Genomic DNA, 20,999 nt, shown 5'->3' with positions numbered 1-20,999 from the left:
ATTAGAGGAACCAGAAATGGAGAAATTGGACGTATATAATGCGCCCACAGGAATATATTCCGATTCAAAGCCGAGCGTTCAAAATCGCAAGGCACAGGAAGCGTATATTGATTTACTTTCTGGTTCAATTCATAAAAAACTTTTATCGATTGAGCCTTGGCTACGTCGGTCTATCCCATTTATCATCATTCTTTTTCTCATTGTGTTAGCAGCAGTCCGCTTTGTGTCAATTTATGACTTACGCCATACAATTGATAAAGATACGCGCTCTACAATGAATCTATTAGCTGCTTACATCGTAAATACGATTGATCGTGACTTATCTACCGTTACCAAGCAAGGAAAAACTACTAGTCTTTCTCATAGTCATTTAGAAGATATCCTTGTTGATCTGCGTAACCAAAACCTTGTCAATACCAATACTATAATCGCTATAGTCGATCAAAATGAAAATGTTTTAGCTTCATCTAGTTCAGAGGTAATCTTAGGAAAACCTTTAAAAAATTTCATCTCTGAAAATGCCGCTTTAGAGTCTCTTAAACAGCACACTGGCGCTACACAAATCAAAATAGGAACAGAACCTGCCTTAGCTTTACTTAGCCAAACAAAAAATAGTCAATATAGCGTATTTATGAGTGAAAAAACACACGACATCTATATGGAATGGCGTAAAATCTTCTCATTAAATATGACCTTATTCATAGGAACCACCGGTATTATACTGGCTCTTCTTTATGCATATTATAACCAAGTTTCACGCGCACATAATATGGATCTGGTTTCAGAAAAAAATCAAAACCGTATTGATATGGCAATGATGCGTGGACGTTGTGGGTTGTGGGATTGGAATATGGCAAGCGGTCGAGTATATTGGTCACGAGCCATGTATGAAATGCTTGGTTATGTGCCTCAAGATGCGTTGCTGTCAATCTCTCAAATTACTGCCATCATCAACCCAACTGATACTAATTTCTTTGATCTCGCTCAGGAATTAATGAGCGGTGAAAAAAAACACATCGATATTAATATTCCCATGCGTCATGCTGATGGTCATTATATATGGATGCGTTTTCGTGCCGAAGTTACTGAAGGAGAAGAGCCTCATTTAGTTGGTATTTCCTTCGATATTAGCGAACAACGTCAACTTGCTGAACAAACAGCACAAGCTGATCTTCGTATTCGCGATGCTATTGAAAATATTTCAGAATCCTTTGTATTGTGGGATTCTGAAGGGCGTTTAGTTATGTCTAATAGCAAATTTTGCGAATATGCAGCTATCCCAAAACAAATGCTGCAATCAGGCATTCAACGTGCGACTGTTGAAGCTATGGCACGTCCTGCTATTAGTGAATATCTCCTCAAAGAAGATGGAACTGGTAACCTAACCAGTATTCGCCAAACTGCAGATGGATGTTGGCTCAAAATTAATGAACGGCGTACACAAGATGGGGGGCTTGTTTGCACTGGTACTGACATTTCCGAACTTAAACAACAGCAAGAAAAATTTAAAAACAGCGAAAAAAGCCTTTTTTCTTTCATTCAAGAACTCAAACGTGCACGAGGAAATGCCCAGCAACGTGCAACAGAGGTTGAAAAACTGAACAAAAGTCTGCAAGCAGAAAAAGAGCGAGCTGAAAGTGCTAATAAAGCTAAATCAGAATTTTTAGCCAATATATCCCATGAATTACGTACTCCTCTTAACGCTATTCTTGGTTTTTCAGATATCATGTTGCAATCCACCTTTGGTCCTCTTGGTTCACAACGCTATAAAGAATATATGCGTGATATTCACAATTCAGGAACTCATCTTTTAACTCTCATCAATGATATCCTTGATATGTCAAAAATCGAAGCTGGGAGATTTACTCTTGATTGTAAAAATATTGATCTTGGACCAATCATCAGTGAAGCAGTTCGAACACTTACCCCACAAGCACAAGAAAAAAAGGTTTCCGTTACAGAAAATATTGCACCAAAACTTCATGCTGAAGTTGATTGCCGTGCTATAAGACAGATTTTCCTTAATCTTATTTCCAATGCCGTTAAGTTTACACCTTCTGGTGGCAATATTGATGTTTGTGCCTTCCAGAAAGAAAATAACCTTATCTTTAAAATAAAAGATACAGGAGTTGGTATTCCTCAAGCAGCAATAAAAAAACTTGGGCAACCCTTTGAACAAGTTGAAAATCAATTTACCAAAACTCATACCGGCTCAGGCCTTGGGTTAGCTATTTCTCGTTCTCTCGTTAAACTACACAAAGGAAAACTTGAAATTACTTCTAAAGAAGAAAAAGGTACAACTGTAACTATTACAATGCCAATTCAACAAAATTAAAATTTTCAAACAAAATATTCTTGCCGTTCTCGATGAAGCAAAATTTGTTTTCGTTGAATACCCCAACGATAACCTGCAATAGCGCCATTTTTGTATATCACACGATGGCAAGGAATGACTAATGCCAACTTATTATGTGCACACGCATTTGCAACCGCACGAACAGCCTTCGGCATACCGATATGTTGCGCTAATTCTTTATAAGAAACCGTTTCCCCACACTGTATTTCACATAATGCACCCCACACTTTTTGTTGAAAAGCTGTACCTTTAATATCTAATTGCAAATCATGATGTTCTACCAATTTAGGAGTTTCCACCATTGCTACAATATGCGCAATTTCTCTATTTAATACATTGTCATCAATATTGTATTGCACATTGGTTATTTTCAATTCCTGTAATAACTGTTCGGCAGTATCGCCTAAAGCTATATTACAAATACCTTTGCGAGATTTCGCAATTAAGAGAACCCCTATTGATGTCTCTTTCAAGATAACAACAATCGCATCTTGCGAATTCTTGTTCTTAAGACCTATCATGAATGCTTTTCGAGAATTGAGTTAACACTTTGTACAATTTAATCTTCTGACAAAATGGAAATTTTATGATTTTATGATAAAGCGTGTTCAATCTTTAAACACCTGTGTAAAAATTGAATGTACCGATTGGCCTGTTTCTTCAATAAATTTCTCAACGCGCAGCAAATCAGGCTCACCAACGCTATGCAACAAGAGGTCACCTAGTCCAGGCGGCATATCATCAGGATTAAGATAATCATTTAAGCAAAGGCGTATAATTTGACTCAAATTTGTATAAAGGCAATAAGCGTGATGTAATTCAGAAATAAGTGATTGATCAAGAAAACTTTTCGGTAAATGAGAAAGAATATCAGCAGTCGTCGTTCCAATCTGGAATTCAATCATATGAGTTATAAGAGCATATTGAGCAATAAATTCAAGCTCCATAATTCCACCAGGTATAGTTTTTAAATCCCATCGATTTTTTGGTGGTTTTTTTTGCTCAATTAAAGCACGCATTTCACGTACTTCTTTTGCTATCATTTTTTTGTCGCGAGGAAGTGCAATAATTGCACGAACCTCATTTTCTAATTTTTGTAAAAAATCAGCATCGCCAGCTATACCCCGTGCTCGGGTTAAAGCAAGATGTTCCCATATCCATGCTTCCTTACGCTGATATTTTGCAAAAACTTCAAAAAAAACAGCAACAGGCCCTTTATTGCCCAATGGTCTCAATCGTAAATCAACCGCATAAAGGACACCTTGACCTGTAGAAGAAGATAAAGCAGAAACAAAACGTTGTGTTAGACGAGTATAATATTGGGAAACATAAAGAGGCTTTTCTCCATCAGATTTTTCTGCGTCCTCATCATGATCATAAAGCACAATAAGATCGACATCTGAGCCTGCAGTTAATTCACAGCTTCCAAGCTTACCCATACCTAATATGCCAATACGTCCTCCTTTAACATGACCATGACAACGAGAAAATTCTTCTTGAACAACAGCAATCGTTTTTGCAATCATAAGATCTGCAAGTGTAGTAAAAGCAAAGCCTGCTTTATCTCCTGTAATTGTACCGTTCAAAAGCCGGATACCAATCAAAAAACGTTGCTCATCTGCAAAAATTCTTAAACGATCCAGAATATCTTCATAAGCAGTTACACCCTCAAGAAAATAATTAATTTGATTTTCTAGATAAGCTTTTGTCGGTAATTCTGAAAAAATTGTTGGATCTAGCATTCCATCAAAAACATGTGGTTTACGTGTAATAATTTCCGCAAGGCGAGGAGCTGCTCCCATAATACGTACCAACATATTCAAAAGAGATGGATTAGACTGCAATAAACTAAAAAGTTGAATCCCTGAAGGTAAACCTTGCAAAAAACTATCAAAACGCAACATCGCCTGATCAGCTCTTTTAGTAGCACCGAAAGCTTTCAAAAGTGCTGGTGTAAGTTCCGTTAGCCTTTCACGTGCTTCAGCAGATTGAGTAGCTTTATAACGCCCACAATGCAGCGTGCGCATAATACGACAAATATCACTAGCCCTTTCAAAACCTAAACGACTTAATGTAATAAGTGTTTCGGGATCATCTTCTTCACCTGTAAAAACTAAATTGCCAATTTCCAAGCCAAGTTCTTGTTCATGCTCAAATAGCGCTGCATAATGTTTTTCAACTATTTTAAGTGTTTCTAATAAATCACTAATAAAGCAGTCTTTCTTGTTATACCCCATCAAATATGCAACACTAGTGAATTGAGAAACATCCTCTGGTAAAATATGCGTTTGCTCATCTGCAAGCATTTGAATACGGTGCTCAACATTACGTAAAAAAGCATAACTTTTTATAAGGCTATCTCTGGTTTCCTTACCAATCCAACCAAGATTATGAAGTTCTTTCAACATTGCAACTGTCTCACGTCCACGCAATTGAGGAAAGCGTCCACCTGCAATTAACTGTTGTGTCTGAACAAAAAATTCAATCTCACGAATACCACCTCTTCCCAATTTTATATTATGGCCAAAAGCAGCAATCTGACCATAATTTTTATACGCATGGATTTGACGTTTGATAGAATGAATATCAGCAATAGCAGCATAGTCTAAATATTTTCGCCATATATAAGGTGAAAGATCTTTCAGTACATTAAAACCTGCAATAATATCACCTGCCACCGGACGTGCTTTAATCATAGCTGCACGTTCCCAATTTTGTCCACGCCCTTCATAATAACGCAAAGCTGCTCCTACCGGTAATGCTAAAGGCGTTGAACCCGGATCAGGACGAAGTCGCAAATCAAGCCGAAAAACATATCCATCAGCAGTGCGAGCTTGAATGATATGGATCAATTGACGTACTATTTTAGAGAATATATCGACACTTTCACAAAAATCACTAACATGAGGCAACGTGTCATCAATAAAAATAATAAGATCTATATCAGAAGAATAATTAAGTTCTCCTGCACCAAACTTTCCCATACCTAAAATGATCAAACCACAATTTTGTTCTGGATTGTCACGATTAAGCAAATTAATCTTTCCATGATCATGTGCTTCCCTTAAAAGAAAACGTAAAGCCGCACCCAAAGCCGCTTCACCCAAGCGGGTTAACCACATACATGATACTGCGCAAGTAAAAATACCACTTAAATCAGCTAAAGCGATAAGAACATGTGCTTCTTTTTTCTTGCGTCTTAAAGCAGCCATTAATGAAGCTTCATGAATACCTTCAACTCTATCGATAGCTGCAATATCTTCTATAATTTTGCTAAGCCTTGTTTCTATATCAACGTCCAATAAGGAATTAAGATAAGATGGATTGGCAATCAAAGCTCCACGCAAAAAAGGAGATAAGGTCATAACTGCACTAATGAAGTCAACCTGCTCTCCCCCAGCTGTAATATAGGAAACCAATGATTCTAAATTTTCTTTTCTTGCTTGTTCTGTAATATCCTCCAACCATTGAAAACCACTTTCATCAAGTGGGCGTAAAGAGAGAAGCTGTGTTTTTAAAAAAGCTTTTTTCATCTACATTTCCTTGAGGAAGCATTTTGAGTTTCATTTTATTATATTTACATTATAGACTTAGAAAAACAGTCTTACACACATCAAATAAAGTGATGAAGTAAACAAATATTAAGGAAACATCAAAACAGCTCTAAGCCCTGGGTTTGCATCTTCAAGCAACAACTCTCCCCCATGAAATTTCATAACAGCTTTTGCTATACTTAAACCAATACCACAACCAGGCTGTGTGCGGCTTTTCTCAAGGCGAACAAACCGTTCTGTTACTTTTTCACGCTTATCTTCTGCAATTCCCGGACCATTATCACTAACCACAACAAGCAAACATTCGCCACGGTATTCCATTGACAAAGAAATTTCTGTATTTTTTTCACCACTAGGTGCATATTTGATTGCATTATCAATGAGATTAAAAATCGATTGTGCAATAAGCTCACGATTGAGCCTGACCTCTTTATCAAATACATGCCCTAATCGAAGCAAAATACCCGCTTCTTCAGCAAAAGGTTCATAAAGTTCAACGGCATCTTCAAGAATTAACTTCACATTCATGGGTTCAAGATGCGCAATAGAACTGCTAGCCTCAATGCGGGAAATCATCAAAATAGCATTAAAAGTACGAATAAGTTGATCTGATTCAGCAATAACATCATCCAGCGCCTGCCGATATTCAAGCTCTGTCTTTTGCCCTGACAGCGCTTCTTCAGCGCGATTTCTAAGACGTGTTAGCGGCGTCTTAAGATCATGAGCAATATTATCTGATACCTGACGTAGACCAATATTTAATTCTTCAATACGATCTAACATAACATTGAGATTAGCTGATAATCGATCAAACTCATCACCTGCTTGAGAAACAGGTAAGCGCTCACTAAAATCACCATCCATTAAATGTTGTGATGCAGCTGTGACACGATCAATCCTCTGCAACGCCCGTCTGCCAACAAAAAACCATATTAGCAAAGCCCCTCCAACCATTGCTATAAGAGCAATCACCACAGCTTTACGAATAACCTTTGCAAAACGTTCTGGTTCATCTAAATCCCGTCCAACAAGAAGTTTCATAGCATTTGGTAAATCAACAACAACTGCTAAAGCACGATGCTCACTTGTTTTGCCATGCTCTCCAAAACGTGAATATAAAAAAGAATCCGAAAGAAAGCCATTATATTTTAGCAGACCAGGTTCAATCCGCGCAACATTGCCTGTTAAAATACGCCCCATAGGATCAGTAACAAGATAAAGAAAAGCCCCAGGTTGTCGCGAACGATAATCAATAGTACGCATTAATAAAGACAACCCACCATAATTATAAGCGCTTTCAATATTCCTTAATTCTTCACGTAAAGCTTGTTCAGTTTGATCTGTTAATAATGAGACAGCAAATGCTGTCATATAAATAGAAAGACCAGCTGCAACCAAACTAAACAATAAAATATAAAGTGCAGAAAGCCTTAGAGCAGTTGTGCGCATTATATTGATTAAACGGTTCATATTGTTTTGTCTGGAGCCTTTAGCATATATCCAGCTCCACGTACCGTATGTAAAAGTGGAATATCAAAGTCTTTTTCAATTTTTGCTCTCAAGCGAGATATATGAACATCAATTACATTTGTTTGCGGATCAAAATGATAATCCCAAACATTTTCCAAAAGCATAGTGCGTGTAACAACCTGACCAGCATACCGCATTAAATATTCAAGCAAACGAAATTCGCGTGGTTGTAATATGATATTTATTCCACCACGTTTTACTGTATGCGCTAACCGATCAAGCTCAAGATTGCCTACGCAATAAACAGTTTCTGCCTCTTTAGGGCTTTTCCGTCGTTGCAATACTTCAATACGTGCAAGAAGCTCTAAAAATGCATAAGGTTTTGTCAGATAATCGTCACCTCCTGCACGTAAACCTGTTACACGGTCATCAACTTGCCCTAAAGCAGAAAGAATAAGAACTGGCGTTTCATTGCCCTTGGCACGTAATTCAGAAACAATGGACAGACCATCACGATGTGGTAGCATCCGATCAACAACCATAACGTCATAATTGCCTGTTTCAGCCAAAGAATAACCAGTGTCCCCGTCACAAGCAATATCAGCTGTATATCCTACTTCCAAAAACGCCTTTTCAAGATAACGTCCTGTTTCACGATCATCTTCAATGACAAGTATCTTCATAAAACGCTTCTCCAATTATTTTATTAAACAATTATGGGACAGAAATTCATAAAAATTCTGCCCCACTGTTAACAGACGTTATTTCTTAACAATTTGAAGAGCAATAAAACGATTTTGATCATTTGTACGCACTTGCAACAATATTGCATTTCGTCCTAGCTTTTGCGCATTCTTAATTGCATCAGTAATATCAGACACCTTTTTAACCGGTTTATTATTAACTGTTACAATTACATCACCAGGGCGAATTCCCTTCTCTGCTGCTTCTGAATCGGAATCCACATCGTTTACAACCATTCCTGTGCTATCATCAGAAGGGCTTACAATTAAACCGTAATCTTCTAGCGTTTCATTCGAACTTTGTTGCTTACTTGATGAAGACCTTGAAGCCTCTTTTTTATTTTCACTTTCTGGCATTGCATCAAGCTTAACCTTAATTTTTTCTTCTTTGCCAGATCTCCAAACATTTAAGACTGCTGTTTCTCCCGGTCTAATATGCGCAATACGTCTTGCTAGATCACGCGCATCAGTAACCTTTTCACCATTTACTGCAATAATTACATCACCTGTTTTAATACCAGCCTTTTCTGCAGGCCCTTTGAGTGGATCAGTAACTAAAGCACCCTTGGTTTCTTTTAAACCTACTGAATCAGAAATTTCCTTGGTTACTGGTTGAATCTGAACACCAAGCCAACCACGTTGAACTGAACCTTTTTCAATAAGCTGCTTTACAACCTGTTTTGCTGTTGTTGCAGGGATAGCAAATGCAATTCCAACATTTCCTCCAGAGGGAGAAAAAATTGCTGTATTAATCCCAACAACTTGCCCATTAAGATTAAAAGTTGGCCCACCAGAATTTCCCCTATTAACAGCAGCATCAATCTGAATAAAATCATCATAAATACCAGCACCGATATCACGTCCACGTGCTGAAACAATCCCTGCTGTTACAGTTCCACCAAGACCAAATGGATTACCAACAGCAACAACCCAATCGCCAACATAAAGCTTTGAATCATCAGCAAAATCAACATATGGGAATGTTCGTTTGTCATCTACTTTTAACACTGCTAAATCAGTTCGAGAATCTGTTCCAATAAGTTTGGCATTAAGTTCTGTACCATCATCAAGAACAACAGAATAGCTTGTTCCATCAGAAATTACGTGATCATTAGTCACGATATAACCATCAGGCGAAATAAAAAAACCAGATCCAAAAGCTATAGGACGGGGTTTATGCGAACGATGAGAATGCTTATTGTTAGGCCAACCACGGTCATAAAACTCTTTGAAAAATTTTTTAAAAGGATGTTGATCTGGTAATTGATCAATACCTGGAGCACTAAAAAAGCCATCAAAGAACCACTCTTCTTTTTTTGCATTGCTCTTCACCTGCACTGAAACAACTGCAGGCTTTACTTGAGACACAATATTTGCAAACCCCTGCTGCTGCACTGATGGAACAAATACAGGATCTGCATGAGCTTCTGTCATCCAAAAGTTTGATCCACTCAAAAACATTGTACTTGCTAAAACCGTAGAAAGACCTATTGCCGGCGATATCATACGGAAGATTGGTTTAACCATTTTGTGTGCTCCTATTTAGTAATATTGAGGTCTTTATGAAATTAGTAATAAAACAACAGACCTTACCGTTTTCTGTCTAAATCGTTAAAGTTTTGTAAGGTTAGACAAACAACAATTCATAATAATAAATAGAGACAAAGCATTAATTTAAACAGACCAAACTTCTTTTCTGTATATAATTTATTTCACTTTGATAACATTTTAGTCATCTCTATTCATTTAGTTTTGAAAGCAATTAATTTTGAGCGTTTACGACGTTTTATTTGAAAAAATATAACACTGGTACCAATGATAAGAAATATCAGAGGAAATAACCATAAAAACCATGTTATTTTATTGAATGGTAACTCCAATAAAATAAATTCACCATATCTTTCAACAAGGAAATCAATAATCTGTTGATCACTATCACCTGCTTTTAAGCGTTCACGTATTAAAAGGCGTAAATCATGTGCCAATGGAGCATCTGAATCATTAATCGATTGATTGTAGCAAACTGGGCAACGCAACTGTGATGAAATATTACGAGCCCGTGATTCAAGTATTGGGTCTTCTAAAATTTCATGTGGCTCTACTGCTATCACAAATTGTATAGGAGAAAGGATAACACAAAAAATAAAAGCCCAACAGAAAAACCTTTTCACCGCAATACTCTTTCAAAAATATTTAAAATTGGAAATTACTCATTGATGCATCCTTATACGTAACCAATAACCTAAAAAGGAAAAACAGCCACCAATTGCCATCATCAATGCACCAAACCAAATACAGATCACATAAGATTTCCACCGTATATATACATCAAGACCTTGATCACCTATCCGACCTGGTTCAACATAAAATTGAGAAAAACCATAACTTTTAATACCAACTTTTGTCGTTGATATATTTTTACTTGGGTAAAATCTTTTTGATGCCGTTACATTGCGCACAGATTTCTGATTTTTATATATTTTAAAATCAAATTGCATTTCAGAATAATTTGAGAAAGCAACATTACGTAATGCGTCAAAACGAATAGTTTTACCAGCTATTGTAACCGTATCCCCTATTTGCATGGTTAACATCTGTTCTTGCTCAAAAGTTGCAACACAAACAATACCAAATAATGTGACCCCTAATCCCATATGTGCCAATGCAGTTCCAAAAACAGACCACGGCAACCTAAAAAATCTCCTTGCTCGTATCAGCACAGGTGTTTTTCTATGACCACTCTTCACCCAAAGACCAGCTAAACTACCCAAGACAACAAAAATTGAAAGCCCAACTCCCAAAGCTGCAAAAATATCACGCCAAGACGTTGTATAAAATGTGATAAAACAAGCCACACAAGCTAATACAAAAACAAACCACAACCGCTCAAAAACTGCAAGAAAATCGCCGCGCTTCCACGCTATCATTGGCCCAAATGGAACCAACAATAATAGCACCACCATTAAAGGCCCAAATGTAAGTTTAAAAAAATGAGCACCTACGGAAATCTTTTGTCCAGTTAATGCTTCAATAAAATAAGGATAAACTGTACCAACTAACACTGTTGCTGTTGCCGTGGTGAGAAATAAATTATTTAAAACAATAAAACCTTCACGCGAAATTGGTTGAAAAAATCCACCTATTTTTAAAACAGGTACACGCAAAGCAAAGAGCAAAAAAGCCCCACTTATGAAAAAAAGCAAAATAGCAAGAATTGCCTGCCCACGTGCTGGGTCAACAGCAAAACTATGAACAGACATTAAAATACCCGAACGAACAAGAAAAGTCCCCATAAGAGAAAGAGAAAAAGTAAGAATGGCTAAAAACAAAGTCCAACTTTTTAAGGCATTTCGCTTTTCAAGAACAATAGCAGAATGCAAGAAAGCCGTTCCTGAAAGCCAAGGCATAAGTGAAACATTCTCAACGGGATCCCAAAACCAATAACCACCCCAGCCAAGTTCATAATAAGCCCAATATGAACCAACCATAATCCCAAGCGTTAAAAAAACCCATGAGAGAAGAATCCATGGCCGTATCCAACGTGCCCAAACTTTATCGGCATATCCTGTAACTAATGCAGCTATTGAAAAAGAAAAACAAACTGAAAAACCAACATAACCTAAATAAAGAAGTGGTGGATGAATTGCTAAAGCATTATCCTGTAAAAGAGGATTAAGGCCATTTCCTTGTAATGCTGGTGGATTAATACGTACAAATGGGTTGGATAAAAAAAGAATAAATAAAAGAAAAGCGCTTGTAATCCAACTTTGGCAACTTAAAACTAATGCTTTAAATTTTTCTGGCAGTTGATGACTAAACAATGCCACTAATGCGCTAAAAAAAGCTAGGATTAAAACCCATAATAACATTGATCCTTCGTGATTACTCCAAACACCAATGACCTTATAAAACATTGGTTTTTCTGAATGAGAGTTCTCAACAACATTCAGAACAGAAAAATCAGATACCATATAGGCATGCACAATAATTGAAAAAGACAAGAACAATAATATAAAGATGATATATGCCAGCGGTTCCACTATCCGCATCAATGAGCGCTCTGCCCACAAAATACCCAAAATAGGTAAAAAAGCCTGCAATAAACTAACCGTAAATGCTGAAGCTAAAAAAATATGACCCAATTCAACGAGCACGATCAAATGCCCTTTCCATACCATGACGCTTTTTTAAATGATCAGCTGTTTCCTTAGACATATAAGTCTCATCATGTTTTGCCAAAACACGTGTGCCTATAAAAAGCCCCTGTTCGTCAAAATATCCTTCTACAATAACACCCTGCTCTTCACGAAATAGATCTGGTAATATACCATTGAAAATTACTTTTTGGCGCTTTGAATGATCTGTCACGAAAAAAGTTACTTTCATCCTGTCACCGTATTCAACGGTCCCTTTTTCAACAAAGCCACCTAGACGCAAAGAATGACCTGTTAAAATATCCTCCCTAGTGATCTCAGATGGCGTTCGGAAAAAGCTTGCAGCATTACGCATTGCGTACAATAAAAAGCCTGCTGCAATTGCCAGTATAAAAAGGCATAATAAAATGAGTAGCAGGCGCTTTTTTTTTCGCTTTTTCAAAATAAGCTTAAGTGAAGGGAGACTTTTTAAAGATTGACTGTTCATAGCCTATTTACAAAAAATATTTTTATAAATTACGTGATATACATAAGTACAATTTAATCATTCATATATTTCATCTTTTTAGACAGCTTTACAGTATTCTGTACACTGATCAATTTGCTTATCTAATTTTACTACTCAATAAGCCCTTTTGTTTCAATAGCCTTAAGCTGCTCCAATTTACTTCTTTGACATCTAATTACATGTATTACGTAACTGAACTATCATTTTTTCAACACGGGATCGTCCTGAAACATCTTTAGATATTGTACCGAGAAAATTTTGTAAAAGCTGGACTGCCTGTTCAGGCTTACCAGCCTGACAAAGTGCATCAGCTAAAAATAAACGAGGATAAAAATCATCTGGAGCTAAATCTGCAGCCTTTTGAAAAGCATTCTGCGCTTCTTGTGTAATTACTCCGCCTTCATAACCAACCAACGCTAAACCATACCCCATCAACCGTGGAGCTGTTTCTCCATTTAAACGAAGTGCATCTAAATAAATATTCACCGCATCCTGAAAAAGACCTTCCTCAAAATAACTGATTGCTAAAACATCTGCTATCTTGCCATCATTGGGCGTGCGAAAAAAAAGCGTTTGTAAACGTACAAGTTTCTCATGCCTATTTAACGTTTGTGGATCCTTATCCATTAATTCATTAAAAAAATAACTTTTGGCTCCCGGACTGCCTGTTAAACTGTAAATACCGCATGTTACAAATGGAATAAATAAAATAACAAATGCCTTTAAAACACAAAGGCCCTTACGGTGCTTATAAGGTTTTTGTACAAAAGCCTTGTGTGTTTCAACAGAAATGGCTGTACTAGGTAATTCAAGATGTACTTCTTGTATGCGCTCTTTATCAATGAAGTCATACTCAAAGCCAGATTCAATTCTATGAATCTGACTTTTGCCCTCATCCATAACCAAAACTTGCCTACCTTTTTGGATCCATAGTCAAAATGCAGCAAAAAAAAGATAGCACTTGTTAAAAGAATGAGAAAAAACGCAGCTAAAATTAATAATAGCATATTACTGTAATATCATTATAATAATTAAAAAGCTATAATCTGTTCTTCTTTACTTCGTAATTCATGTAAGAAATCCCCTAGTTTCCATTAGAATTGTGACATGTACTGCTATAAACTGTTTGTAGCGTATCATTGAAGATAAAAAACTGTATTGATAACAATTTTCAAATCAATTGGGATAAAATAATCCTAGTATCACCATTTTTAGGAATACTTACCTCATATAAACATTCAAGTGATTTTTTCAGTATCCAACATCCTCTAATACATTATATCCTTTACAAATTTTGTAATGACTTGCCAAAAATAAAAGCATTAAAAAACCCATGAAAACAAAGCCACTTTTGCATTATGACTTGAGCAAAATTCATTATTAATTTTACCCACATATACAAAGTATAACAAAGACTCCACTTATAGATCTTTAGTATATACAAACACCATCCTAACATACAAAAAATGACTTTTTTACCTCAATGCGTTGTATGAAGATACTACTTCATTTATTAATTCTAATATACGCGCCTCTTAGAAAAAATATATTTACCGCCTTGGCAATAAAACCTTTGTATATAATCCACCCAATTTAGAACGTGATAAAGAAAGACTTCCCCCATATTCACTGACTATATCTGAAACGATCGCTAATCCTAATCCCGTTCCCGGTTTACTTTCATCAAGTCGCTGTCCCCTTTTTAAAGCTTTATCTATTTGCTCTTCTGTTAAACCAGGACCATCATCTTCGATAATGATATTAAAGAATGCTTCCTCTTCAACACCCTCTTCTAAACCACAGCAAATTAAAATTTGGGTGCGAGACCATTGAGCAGCATTCTCAACCAAATTACCGACAATTTCCTCTAAATCTTCCCTTTCACCAGAAAAAACAATATCATCAATATCCATGATAAATTGAATATGTTTATCAGGATTGAGCTTTTCCATGACCCGCACTAAACGATCGAGCACTTTGCGAACAGATGTGTGATTAATAATACTGTTGCACTGCGCTGCAATCCGAGAACGTTGTAGATAATGATTGATTTGAGCCTGCATTATTTTAGCTTGTTCACATAATAAAACAGCCTGTTTTCCACTCATTTTATCAGTTTCATTCATGATAACTGATAAAGGTGTCTTCAATGAATGAGCAAGATTACCAACTTGCATCCGAAATCGTTCAATAATACGCTGATTATTATTAATAAGAGCATTCATTTCTTGTGCCAACGGCATAACTTCACTCAATAAATCCGTATTGACATAATCAGCTTTACCTTCACGAATATCATTCAATGTTTGTCGAATCCGTTTCAATGGTTGAAAACTAAAAAAAATAACAGCAATATTGATAAGAACACTGCCTATACCAAAACTCCAAAGAAAAATTTGTAAAGTTTGCTTGAACTCTTTTACTTGCGCATGCGCTTCATCAATATTCCCAACGAGGCGAAAACGTGCAACCCTATTTTGATTATCTAAAACAATATCGCTTTCAATAACCTGTAGGTTCTTACCATCATCCCCTTTTACTCGATAAGAACGAAAGAATTGATTGTCAAAAGGCACATCAACATCGCTTGGTGAAAAAATTTTTTTAGTTCCCAATGACGGTGACACCAATCTTCCATGTAAATCAGGTGATACAGCAACTACTTCCCAATACCACCCTGATGTGGAATCTGAATAACGAATATCATCAAATCCAAAACCTCCTTTTAAATACCCCTCAGGCGTTACAGTTACAGTTGCAATAAGACTATAAAGCTGAGCAGAAAGAATACGACATAGACTTTGTTCACTTGAACGCTGATAAAATAAAATACTGATTGCTGAAATAGACGAAATCGAAATAGTAACCCACAATGTAGACAAAATCATAACACGTAAGCTGAGAGAGTTACCAACAAAATAAAAGAACTTCTTAAACTGGCTATTGTTCTTCAGGGCTGTCATTTATCACCTAATGTTTTTACCCGATACCCCATTCCACGAACAGTCTCTATCAAATCTACTCCAAGCTTTTTTCGTAATCGCCCTACAAAAACTTCAATCGTATTTGAATCTTTATCAAAATCCTGATCATAAAGATGTTCGATAAGCTCTGTCCTTGAAACGATTTGATCACAATGGTGCATAAGGTAAGAAAGAAGCCTAAACTCATGTGATGTCAATTTAATCAATTGACCATCAACAAAAACACGAGAAGTCTTAGTATCTAACAAAACACTCCCACAAGATAATGAATTTGTTGCATGGCCTGCAGCTCGACGAATTAACGCCCGCAACCGTGCTATTACCTCTTCTATATGGAACGGTTTAACAACATAATCATCAGCACCTGCATCAATGCCAAGTACTTTATCAGACCAACGATCGCGTGCTGTTAGCATTAAAACAGGCATGGAATACCCCTCTTGGCGCCATTTCTCAACAACACGAATCCCATCCATGCGTGGTAAACCAATATCAAGAATTACAGCATCGTAAGGCTCTGTACTTCCTAAAAAATAAGCTTCTTCACCATCAAAAACACAATCAAAAACATATCCTGCATTTTTCAAAGCTTCTGCTAATTGATCATTAAGATCTCGGTCATCTTCAACAATTAAAATGCGCATTACTATACCTGCACAAAAAATTAATCAGCAGGAACAACAACTTCAACACGACGTGGTCTCTTACCATTATGAGCAGGCACTACGATTACAACCACGCACATATTTTCGCCATCTCGCATAATTGGCGTTGAGCGCGTCAACGTTCCGCCTTGACGGCTAGCAATTCTTTTACCCACCTCAGCACAATCAGCAGCTAAAACAGAATCCACACTGATGACACTTAAGAACATTATAAATAAGAAAATTTTTTCTATCATAAATAGCTTATAATCTACTTTACCTGAATAGAAAATGAACAATAGAATTTTATTTAGGCAAAATCACAAAGTAGTACCTGACTTGCAATGATAAATTCCAAAAAATCTAACTTACTATGATACCCTAATTATCTCTACAACAACATAACACACACTTCCCACACGCCATGTATAGAACAAACATGTATAGAACAAACAAGAGCAGATATCCAAAAATTTTAGATAAACAAATTTATATTTACTTTTAAAAATTCTAGTCTCAATTTATTTTTTATGGAATCCAAATTATAAGTTATAAAACCCAAATCAAAAAATAAGGAATCTATAGAAAGAATTATTTTTAACTCAGCAAACCAACTTCATGCATTTTGAGCAAAACTTCACGATCAATCTTACCTGTTATGGGAAGATTAAATATTTTTTGAAACTGCTTTAAAGCACGCATAGTTTTTTCATCTTCTATACCAGTGATTGTCACCTCTTGGTTACCAAACATACGTAATGCTTTCTGTACCCGTATAATATCTGTAACAAGAGGCTTTAAAATAACTTCCTCTGAATGAGTTAACTCACTTGTTGTTATTGGATTATTTGCCATCTCTATTTCGCTACGCTCAATGAGTGCAGCAACTTCATCTCTCGGATGCTTTGACACAATATCTTTATCTTTTTGCACTGGTAAAGTTTTATTAGCAGTTTGTTGTTTCCACAGCTCTATAGCACGACGCATCTTAAGATTATCCACACCATCTAAAGGACCATCATACAATCCAAGTTCTGCTAATTCTTTTTGTATTTCCAACAAATCCTCTGGTAAAGCACTCTGCAAAGAATTCAACGATAAATTTTGATGCAAACTCTTTGTAGTAGGTACAGAAATAACAAAAGTATTTTCTTGAGATGTAGCGCGTTCTTTAAGTAAAATAAAATTCTGTATAACAGTCGGAACTGCCGCCAAGCTCATTTCAACGAAGCTATCCTGACGCATTTTTATTTGTGAAAATAAAGCATTAAAAGCAAAAAAAACAAAACTGATAATAAAAAAGAAAAAGCCTATAACCAATAAAGCATTTATGCGCGTACGACGATAAAGCCATTTTACTAACCAAAGCAGAAAACGGTAATTTATTAAGAAAAATGTTATAATAATACTACGCTTTTTTATGACTTTCGTTTTGCGCGTTTTTCGTTTTTTTGCCATTATTTTAATTTTTTATTTTTAACCGTAATTGCTTTCCGTATAAAATCAAACTTATTATCACTTTCAGCTAGAAAAGCATACCTACTGCTATCATTTGTACTTTTTAAGTTAGACTCAATATGTTCATTATACCGATATACAAACTTACATACACAAGTAAGACAAGTCTTAATCTATTTTTCTCAATTTCACATTGCCACAATATTTTTAGCAATCTGTAAAGAGATATCTAGTTTATATAACATTTTTTCATCTCAATCTTACTTGCATATAATACCCTCTAACAAATTACCTTAACAATGTTGTATCTTAAATTACACTTTTCTTGTGCTTATTATGCTATGATGAAATCATATTGAGATATATTTCATGATTATTAAAAGCCAACTTTGCAGCATATTTTTTTCCTAGATAGCTTATTTATGAACTTATACCCTTTGACGTAATGATTTGATCAATACAAATTCAAATATAGTATCACACGTTGATAGCAATTTTATCCACTAATATCCTGCTCAATCTTATAAGATTTATTTCGGATTCTATTTGCAATATCTGAAGGGTAAAAAAAACTATTTAACCTTCTCACTGAAAATGCGCATTTATTTTTTCGGCTTTTCATTCTTCTTCAATATAAGCCACAAAATTAGCACCGCCTAAAATAACAACAAACAATTGAAAAAATAATCAAAAATACTGAAACGAAAGATCATTATCTAAACTTTTACATCACGTATTAAATAGCATAAAAACAAAATGTATAAGGTCTGCCTTATAAACCCAAATTACAATTGGTCCTTTTTACATTCACCCAAATTATATAAAAAACGTAAAAATATAATTCAGTTTAAGGTGCATAGAATCCATTAAAACACTTAAGGTTTGAAATTTCTTTCATAATAAAACGTTAAAACAAATAGCTATATAATACCTTGAATATCAATTCATTACCCTAATTCAAGGGTGTGATTATTGATCATGTTCCCTTTCGTAACTGTGTTTATTCCCTATGTATTTACAAAATGAGAGAATTTTTACAAAACAAATTGGAAATCTAGTTTTTTATGAAAAGAAAATAAATAACGCCTGTACATGAGACTATATCATATATTTTGGTAACAAAAGCTAATAATGCAATTTCAGAAATGCATGCGAAATTTTACAAGGCCAGTGTTATATAAATCTTTCATCAAGGAAAATAATATAAATTATTTTTTATTCAGTTGTAACTACAGTATGTTGGTGTTCTATGATACGTTTTTTAATCAAATCAGCATTTTTTCTATTTATTATTTTTGTAGTTATTTCATTTTTTTCTGCAAAACCAAAGGACAATCACTCCTCCAGCCTAGAAGCTAATATAACAGCAAGCGATGCTATTATCGCTTTTAAAAATACAATCACTGATTTAGGAAAATTCTGTGAGCGTAATGTAGAGGTTTGTAAAACTGGAAAATCCTTTTTCAACCCACTTGGTGAACGCGCACGTGATGGTGCAAAAATAGCCTATGAATACCTTGATAGTATATTTAGTAATAAAAATACCATTCAACCTGAAAATACTACCTCAGAAGACGATATTTTACCCCCTGCAGAAAAGCAGATCAAACAAGATTATATAGAATTACCTTGAAACAAAAATTCTTAACTTTTACTGTTTTTTTGTATTTTACAAGAAAGAGATACGTATCTGTCAACTAAATGTACTATACAATCACAAAAACAAAACAAGGATTGAAGTTATGGCAGAAACGATTGATGATATCATAGAAAATTTTTCCTTTCTTGATAACTGGGAAGATCGTTATCGTTACATTATTGAACTCGGCAATGAGTTACCGCCCTTTCCAGAAAATGCACAAAATGATGCTCACAAAGTTCCTGGTTGTGTCAGTCAAGTATGGCTTTTATTTTCACGTGATAATTCAAAAGATCCTATATTAACATTTCAAGGCTATTCCGATTCCCATATTGTTCGTGGGCTAATTTATATTCTTCTCGCCTTCTATTCAGGTAAAAAAGCCTCTGAAATTCGTATAGCTGATGCTGAGGGATTGCTTAAAACACTCGGTTTAAATGAACAATTAACACCACAACGATCGAATGGTTTTAAATCTATGATTGAACGAATTCGTACTGAAAGTTATTCATAACCTTTAAAACTTTCATACTAACAACTATATAAAGCACCTTATAAAAATGTACTTTCAAAAAAGTATTTTGAGATGTTAAATTTGAAGAGTGTTTTTTTAAAATGGATTACTTAATTTTCTTTTTTTGGCGTTTGCGCCCAAGTCCCATTTCCTTAGCTAAATTCGAGCGGGCCTTTGCATAATTAGGTGCAACCATAGGATAAGAGCTATCCAATTGCCATTTTTCACGATATTCCTCAGGAGACATTTTATAATGTGTCATCAAATGACGCTTTAAAGATTTAAACTTTTTTCCATCTTCAAGACAAATAAGATAATCAGGAAAAATCGAACGTTTTGGATTAACAGCAGGTCTTTGCTTTTCAACTCCAGCTTCTGCTGATGCAGCATTCCCTACTTTCAAAAAAGCAGCGTGAACATCAGCAATTAGACCTGGCACTTCAGTCGGCCGAATTGAATTATTACTTACATAAGCAGCAACAATATCAGCAACTAACGTAATAACTAAATTGCTTTCAGTCTCTAGGACTGGGTGATGTTCCATCCTTGTTTCCTTTAATTTTAAATTGAGGTAATATTCGCATTTACACTCATGACATTGAAATTTTAATGCATATAAGTTTCATATTGTACAAAAATCTTTTTTGTCAATTCAATTATTTTATAAAATCATCTCAACACAGAAAAAACAAATAAACTTCTCCTTTTTGACATATTACATTATAAAAACTCAACTTGTTCCTTTTGTGAGCTAATTTTGTGTTATAAAATATCGTCTATAAATACGAAATATAGCAAAAAATTAGTTATTTTTCATTGAATTTATAAAAATATTTAATACAAAATCATGATATATAGAACGAATTTTGTATTAAACAATGATAACTTCATAGTTTTGTATCCGCCATGCAAATTTCAATCCTGATATAAATAAACAACTTTTTAAAAATACAAAAAGTGACTTAAACAATTTTC

The 20,999-nt window shown here is 35.2% G+C and carries 17 protein-coding genes; 3 read left to right on the top strand and 14 right to left on the bottom strand.

The genetic code is table 11. The annotated features are described in order from the left end of the window. Positions 1-16 precede the first annotated feature (16 nt). On the top strand, positions 17-2,335 hold the full coding sequence (locus BscR1v2_RS01975) for a PAS domain-containing sensor histidine kinase (RefSeq protein WP_078689541.1): 2,319 nt from the start codon (positions 17-19) through the stop codon (positions 2,333-2,335). Positions 2,336-2,340: 5 nt separating this feature from the next. Here the strand turns inward: BscR1v2_RS01975 and BscR1v2_RS01970 are convergent, their stop codons facing one another. From BscR1v2_RS01970 to BscR1v2_RS01910, 13 genes are all read right to left on the bottom strand, one after another. After that, positions 2,341-2,877 (bottom strand): methylated-DNA--[protein]-cysteine S-methyltransferase, encoded by a 537-nt coding sequence (locus BscR1v2_RS01970; protein WP_078689540.1) that lies wholly within the window; start codon positions 2,875-2,877, stop codon positions 2,341-2,343. An 87-nt stretch (positions 2,878-2,964) separates the two neighbouring features. Next, on the bottom strand, positions 2,965-5,889 hold the full coding sequence (locus BscR1v2_RS01965; protein WP_078689539.1) for a bifunctional [glutamine synthetase] adenylyltransferase/[glutamine synthetase]-adenylyl-L-tyrosine phosphorylase: 2,925 nt from the start codon (positions 5,887-5,889) through the stop codon (positions 2,965-2,967). A gap of 108 nt (positions 5,890-5,997) precedes the next feature. Then, complete coding sequence (locus BscR1v2_RS01960; protein WP_078689538.1) at positions 5,998-7,380, bottom strand: sensor histidine kinase; 1,383 nt, start codon at positions 7,378-7,380, stop codon at positions 5,998-6,000. Then, on the bottom strand, positions 7,377-8,063 hold the full coding sequence (locus BscR1v2_RS01955) for a response regulator transcription factor (RefSeq protein WP_078689537.1): 687 nt from the start codon (positions 8,061-8,063) through the stop codon (positions 7,377-7,379). Before BscR1v2_RS01955 ends, BscR1v2_RS01960 begins: the two co-directional genes overlap by 4 nt. Before the next feature lie 78 nt (positions 8,064-8,141). Beyond that, positions 8,142-9,650: a Do family serine endopeptidase gene (locus BscR1v2_RS01950; protein ID WP_078689536.1), complete on the bottom strand. Its 1,509-nt coding sequence runs from the start codon at positions 9,648-9,650 to the stop codon at positions 8,142-8,144. A gap of 215 nt (positions 9,651-9,865) precedes the next feature. Continuing rightward, entirely contained in the window at positions 9,866-10,294 is a 429-nt protein-coding gene (locus BscR1v2_RS01945) for a cytochrome c-type biogenesis protein (RefSeq protein ID WP_078689535.1), read from the bottom strand. 39 nt (positions 10,295-10,333) lie between these two features. Then, on the bottom strand, positions 10,334-12,277 hold the full coding sequence (locus BscR1v2_RS01940; RefSeq protein WP_078689534.1) for a heme lyase CcmF/NrfE family subunit: 1,944 nt from the start codon (positions 12,275-12,277) through the stop codon (positions 10,334-10,336). Beyond that, positions 12,267-12,764, bottom strand: a complete 498-nt coding sequence (gene ccmE, locus BscR1v2_RS01935; RefSeq protein ID WP_078689533.1) for a cytochrome c maturation protein CcmE — start codon at positions 12,762-12,764, stop codon at positions 12,267-12,269. Before ccmE ends, BscR1v2_RS01940 begins: the two co-directional genes overlap by 11 nt. 192 nt (positions 12,765-12,956) lie before the next feature. Continuing rightward, positions 12,957-13,685: a tetratricopeptide repeat protein gene (locus tag BscR1v2_RS01930; protein ID WP_418214939.1), complete on the bottom strand. Its 729-nt coding sequence runs from the start codon at positions 13,683-13,685 to the stop codon at positions 12,957-12,959. A gap of 650 nt (positions 13,686-14,335) precedes the next feature. Continuing rightward, on the bottom strand, positions 14,336-15,748 hold the full coding sequence (locus BscR1v2_RS01925) for a sensor histidine kinase (protein WP_078689532.1): 1,413 nt from the start codon (positions 15,746-15,748) through the stop codon (positions 14,336-14,338). Then, a complete protein-coding gene (locus tag BscR1v2_RS01920) occupies positions 15,745-16,413 on the bottom strand; it encodes a response regulator transcription factor (RefSeq protein WP_034990115.1) in 669 nt (222 codons plus the stop codon). Before BscR1v2_RS01920 ends, BscR1v2_RS01925 begins: the two co-directional genes overlap by 4 nt. A gap of 20 nt (positions 16,414-16,433) precedes the next feature. Beyond that, positions 16,434-16,670: a hypothetical protein gene (locus tag BscR1v2_RS01915; RefSeq protein WP_078689531.1), complete on the bottom strand. Its 237-nt coding sequence runs from the start codon at positions 16,668-16,670 to the stop codon at positions 16,434-16,436. Between the two features lie 340 nt (positions 16,671-17,010). Next, on the bottom strand, positions 17,011-17,871 hold the full coding sequence (locus BscR1v2_RS01910; RefSeq protein ID WP_078689530.1) for a peptidoglycan-binding domain-containing protein: 861 nt from the start codon (positions 17,869-17,871) through the stop codon (positions 17,011-17,013). A gap of 1,249 nt (positions 17,872-19,120) precedes the next feature. Here BscR1v2_RS01910 and BscR1v2_RS01905 point away from each other — a divergent pair. Together BscR1v2_RS01905 and BscR1v2_RS01900 are read left to right on the top strand one after the other, a co-directional pair. Then, a complete protein-coding gene (locus tag BscR1v2_RS01905) occupies positions 19,121-19,504 on the top strand; it encodes a DUF5330 domain-containing protein (protein ID WP_078689529.1) in 384 nt (127 codons plus the stop codon). A 109-nt stretch (positions 19,505-19,613) separates the two neighbouring features. Further along, positions 19,614-20,024, top strand: a complete 411-nt coding sequence (locus BscR1v2_RS01900; RefSeq protein ID WP_078689528.1) for a SufE family protein — start codon at positions 19,614-19,616, stop codon at positions 20,022-20,024. A gap of 106 nt (positions 20,025-20,130) precedes the next feature. On the opposite strand, the gene BscR1v2_RS01895 is transcribed toward BscR1v2_RS01900, so the two are convergent. Further along, positions 20,131-20,568 carry a Ros/MucR family transcriptional regulator gene (locus BscR1v2_RS01895; RefSeq protein ID WP_078689527.1) on the bottom strand — a complete coding sequence of 146 codons (438 nt, stop codon included), beginning with the start codon at positions 20,566-20,568 and terminating at the stop codon, positions 20,131-20,133. Positions 20,569-20,999 lie beyond the last annotated feature (431 nt).

The sequence above is a fragment of the Bartonella schoenbuchensis R1 genome, assembly GCF_002022685.1.
GTDB lineage: Bacteria > Pseudomonadota > Alphaproteobacteria > Rhizobiales > Rhizobiaceae > Bartonella > Bartonella schoenbuchensis.
The sequence above is the reverse complement of the archived record's forward strand: the minus strand, read 5'-3'. Positions and strand labels throughout refer to the sequence as shown.

Excerpts from the sequence above, each read along its gene's own strand:
- BscR1v2_RS01925 (WP_078689532.1), bottom strand. The coding sequence starts at position 15,748 with ATGACAGCCCTGAAGAACAATAGCCAGTTTAAGAAGTTCTTTTATTTT.
- ccmE (WP_078689533.1), bottom strand. The coding sequence starts at position 12,764 with ATGAACAGTCAATCTTTAAAAAGTCTCCCTTCACTTAAGCTTATTTTG.
- BscR1v2_RS01930 (WP_418214939.1), bottom strand. The coding sequence starts at position 13,685 with ATGGATGAGGGCAAAAGTCAGATTCATAGAATTGAATCTGGCTTTGAG.
- BscR1v2_RS01920 (WP_034990115.1), bottom strand. The coding sequence starts at position 16,413 with ATGCGCATTTTAATTGTTGAAGATGACCGAGATCTTAATGATCAATTA.
- BscR1v2_RS01895 (WP_078689527.1), bottom strand. The coding sequence starts at position 20,568 with ATGGAACATCACCCAGTCCTAGAGACTGAAAGCAATTTAGTTATTACG.
- BscR1v2_RS01970 (WP_078689540.1), bottom strand. The coding sequence starts at position 2,877 with ATGATAGGTCTTAAGAACAAGAATTCGCAAGATGCGATTGTTGTTATC.
- BscR1v2_RS01975 (WP_078689541.1), top strand. The coding sequence starts at position 17 with ATGGAGAAATTGGACGTATATAATGCGCCCACAGGAATATATTCCGAT.
- BscR1v2_RS01910 (WP_078689530.1), bottom strand. The coding sequence starts at position 17,871 with ATGGCAAAAAAACGAAAAACGCGCAAAACGAAAGTCATAAAAAAGCGT.
- BscR1v2_RS01915 (WP_078689531.1), bottom strand. The coding sequence starts at position 16,670 with ATGATAGAAAAAATTTTCTTATTTATAATGTTCTTAAGTGTCATCAGT.
- BscR1v2_RS01900 (WP_078689528.1), top strand. The coding sequence starts at position 19,614 with ATGGCAGAAACGATTGATGATATCATAGAAAATTTTTCCTTTCTTGAT.
- BscR1v2_RS01965 (WP_078689539.1), bottom strand. The coding sequence starts at position 5,889 with ATGAAAAAAGCTTTTTTAAAAACACAGCTTCTCTCTTTACGCCCACTT.
- BscR1v2_RS01950 (WP_078689536.1), bottom strand. The coding sequence starts at position 9,650 with ATGGTTAAACCAATCTTCCGTATGATATCGCCGGCAATAGGTCTTTCT.
- BscR1v2_RS01905 (WP_078689529.1), top strand. The coding sequence starts at position 19,121 with ATGATACGTTTTTTAATCAAATCAGCATTTTTTCTATTTATTATTTTT.
- BscR1v2_RS01955 (WP_078689537.1), bottom strand. The coding sequence starts at position 8,063 with ATGAAGATACTTGTCATTGAAGATGATCGTGAAACAGGACGTTATCTT.
- BscR1v2_RS01960 (WP_078689538.1), bottom strand. The coding sequence starts at position 7,380 with ATGAACCGTTTAATCAATATAATGCGCACAACTGCTCTAAGGCTTTCT.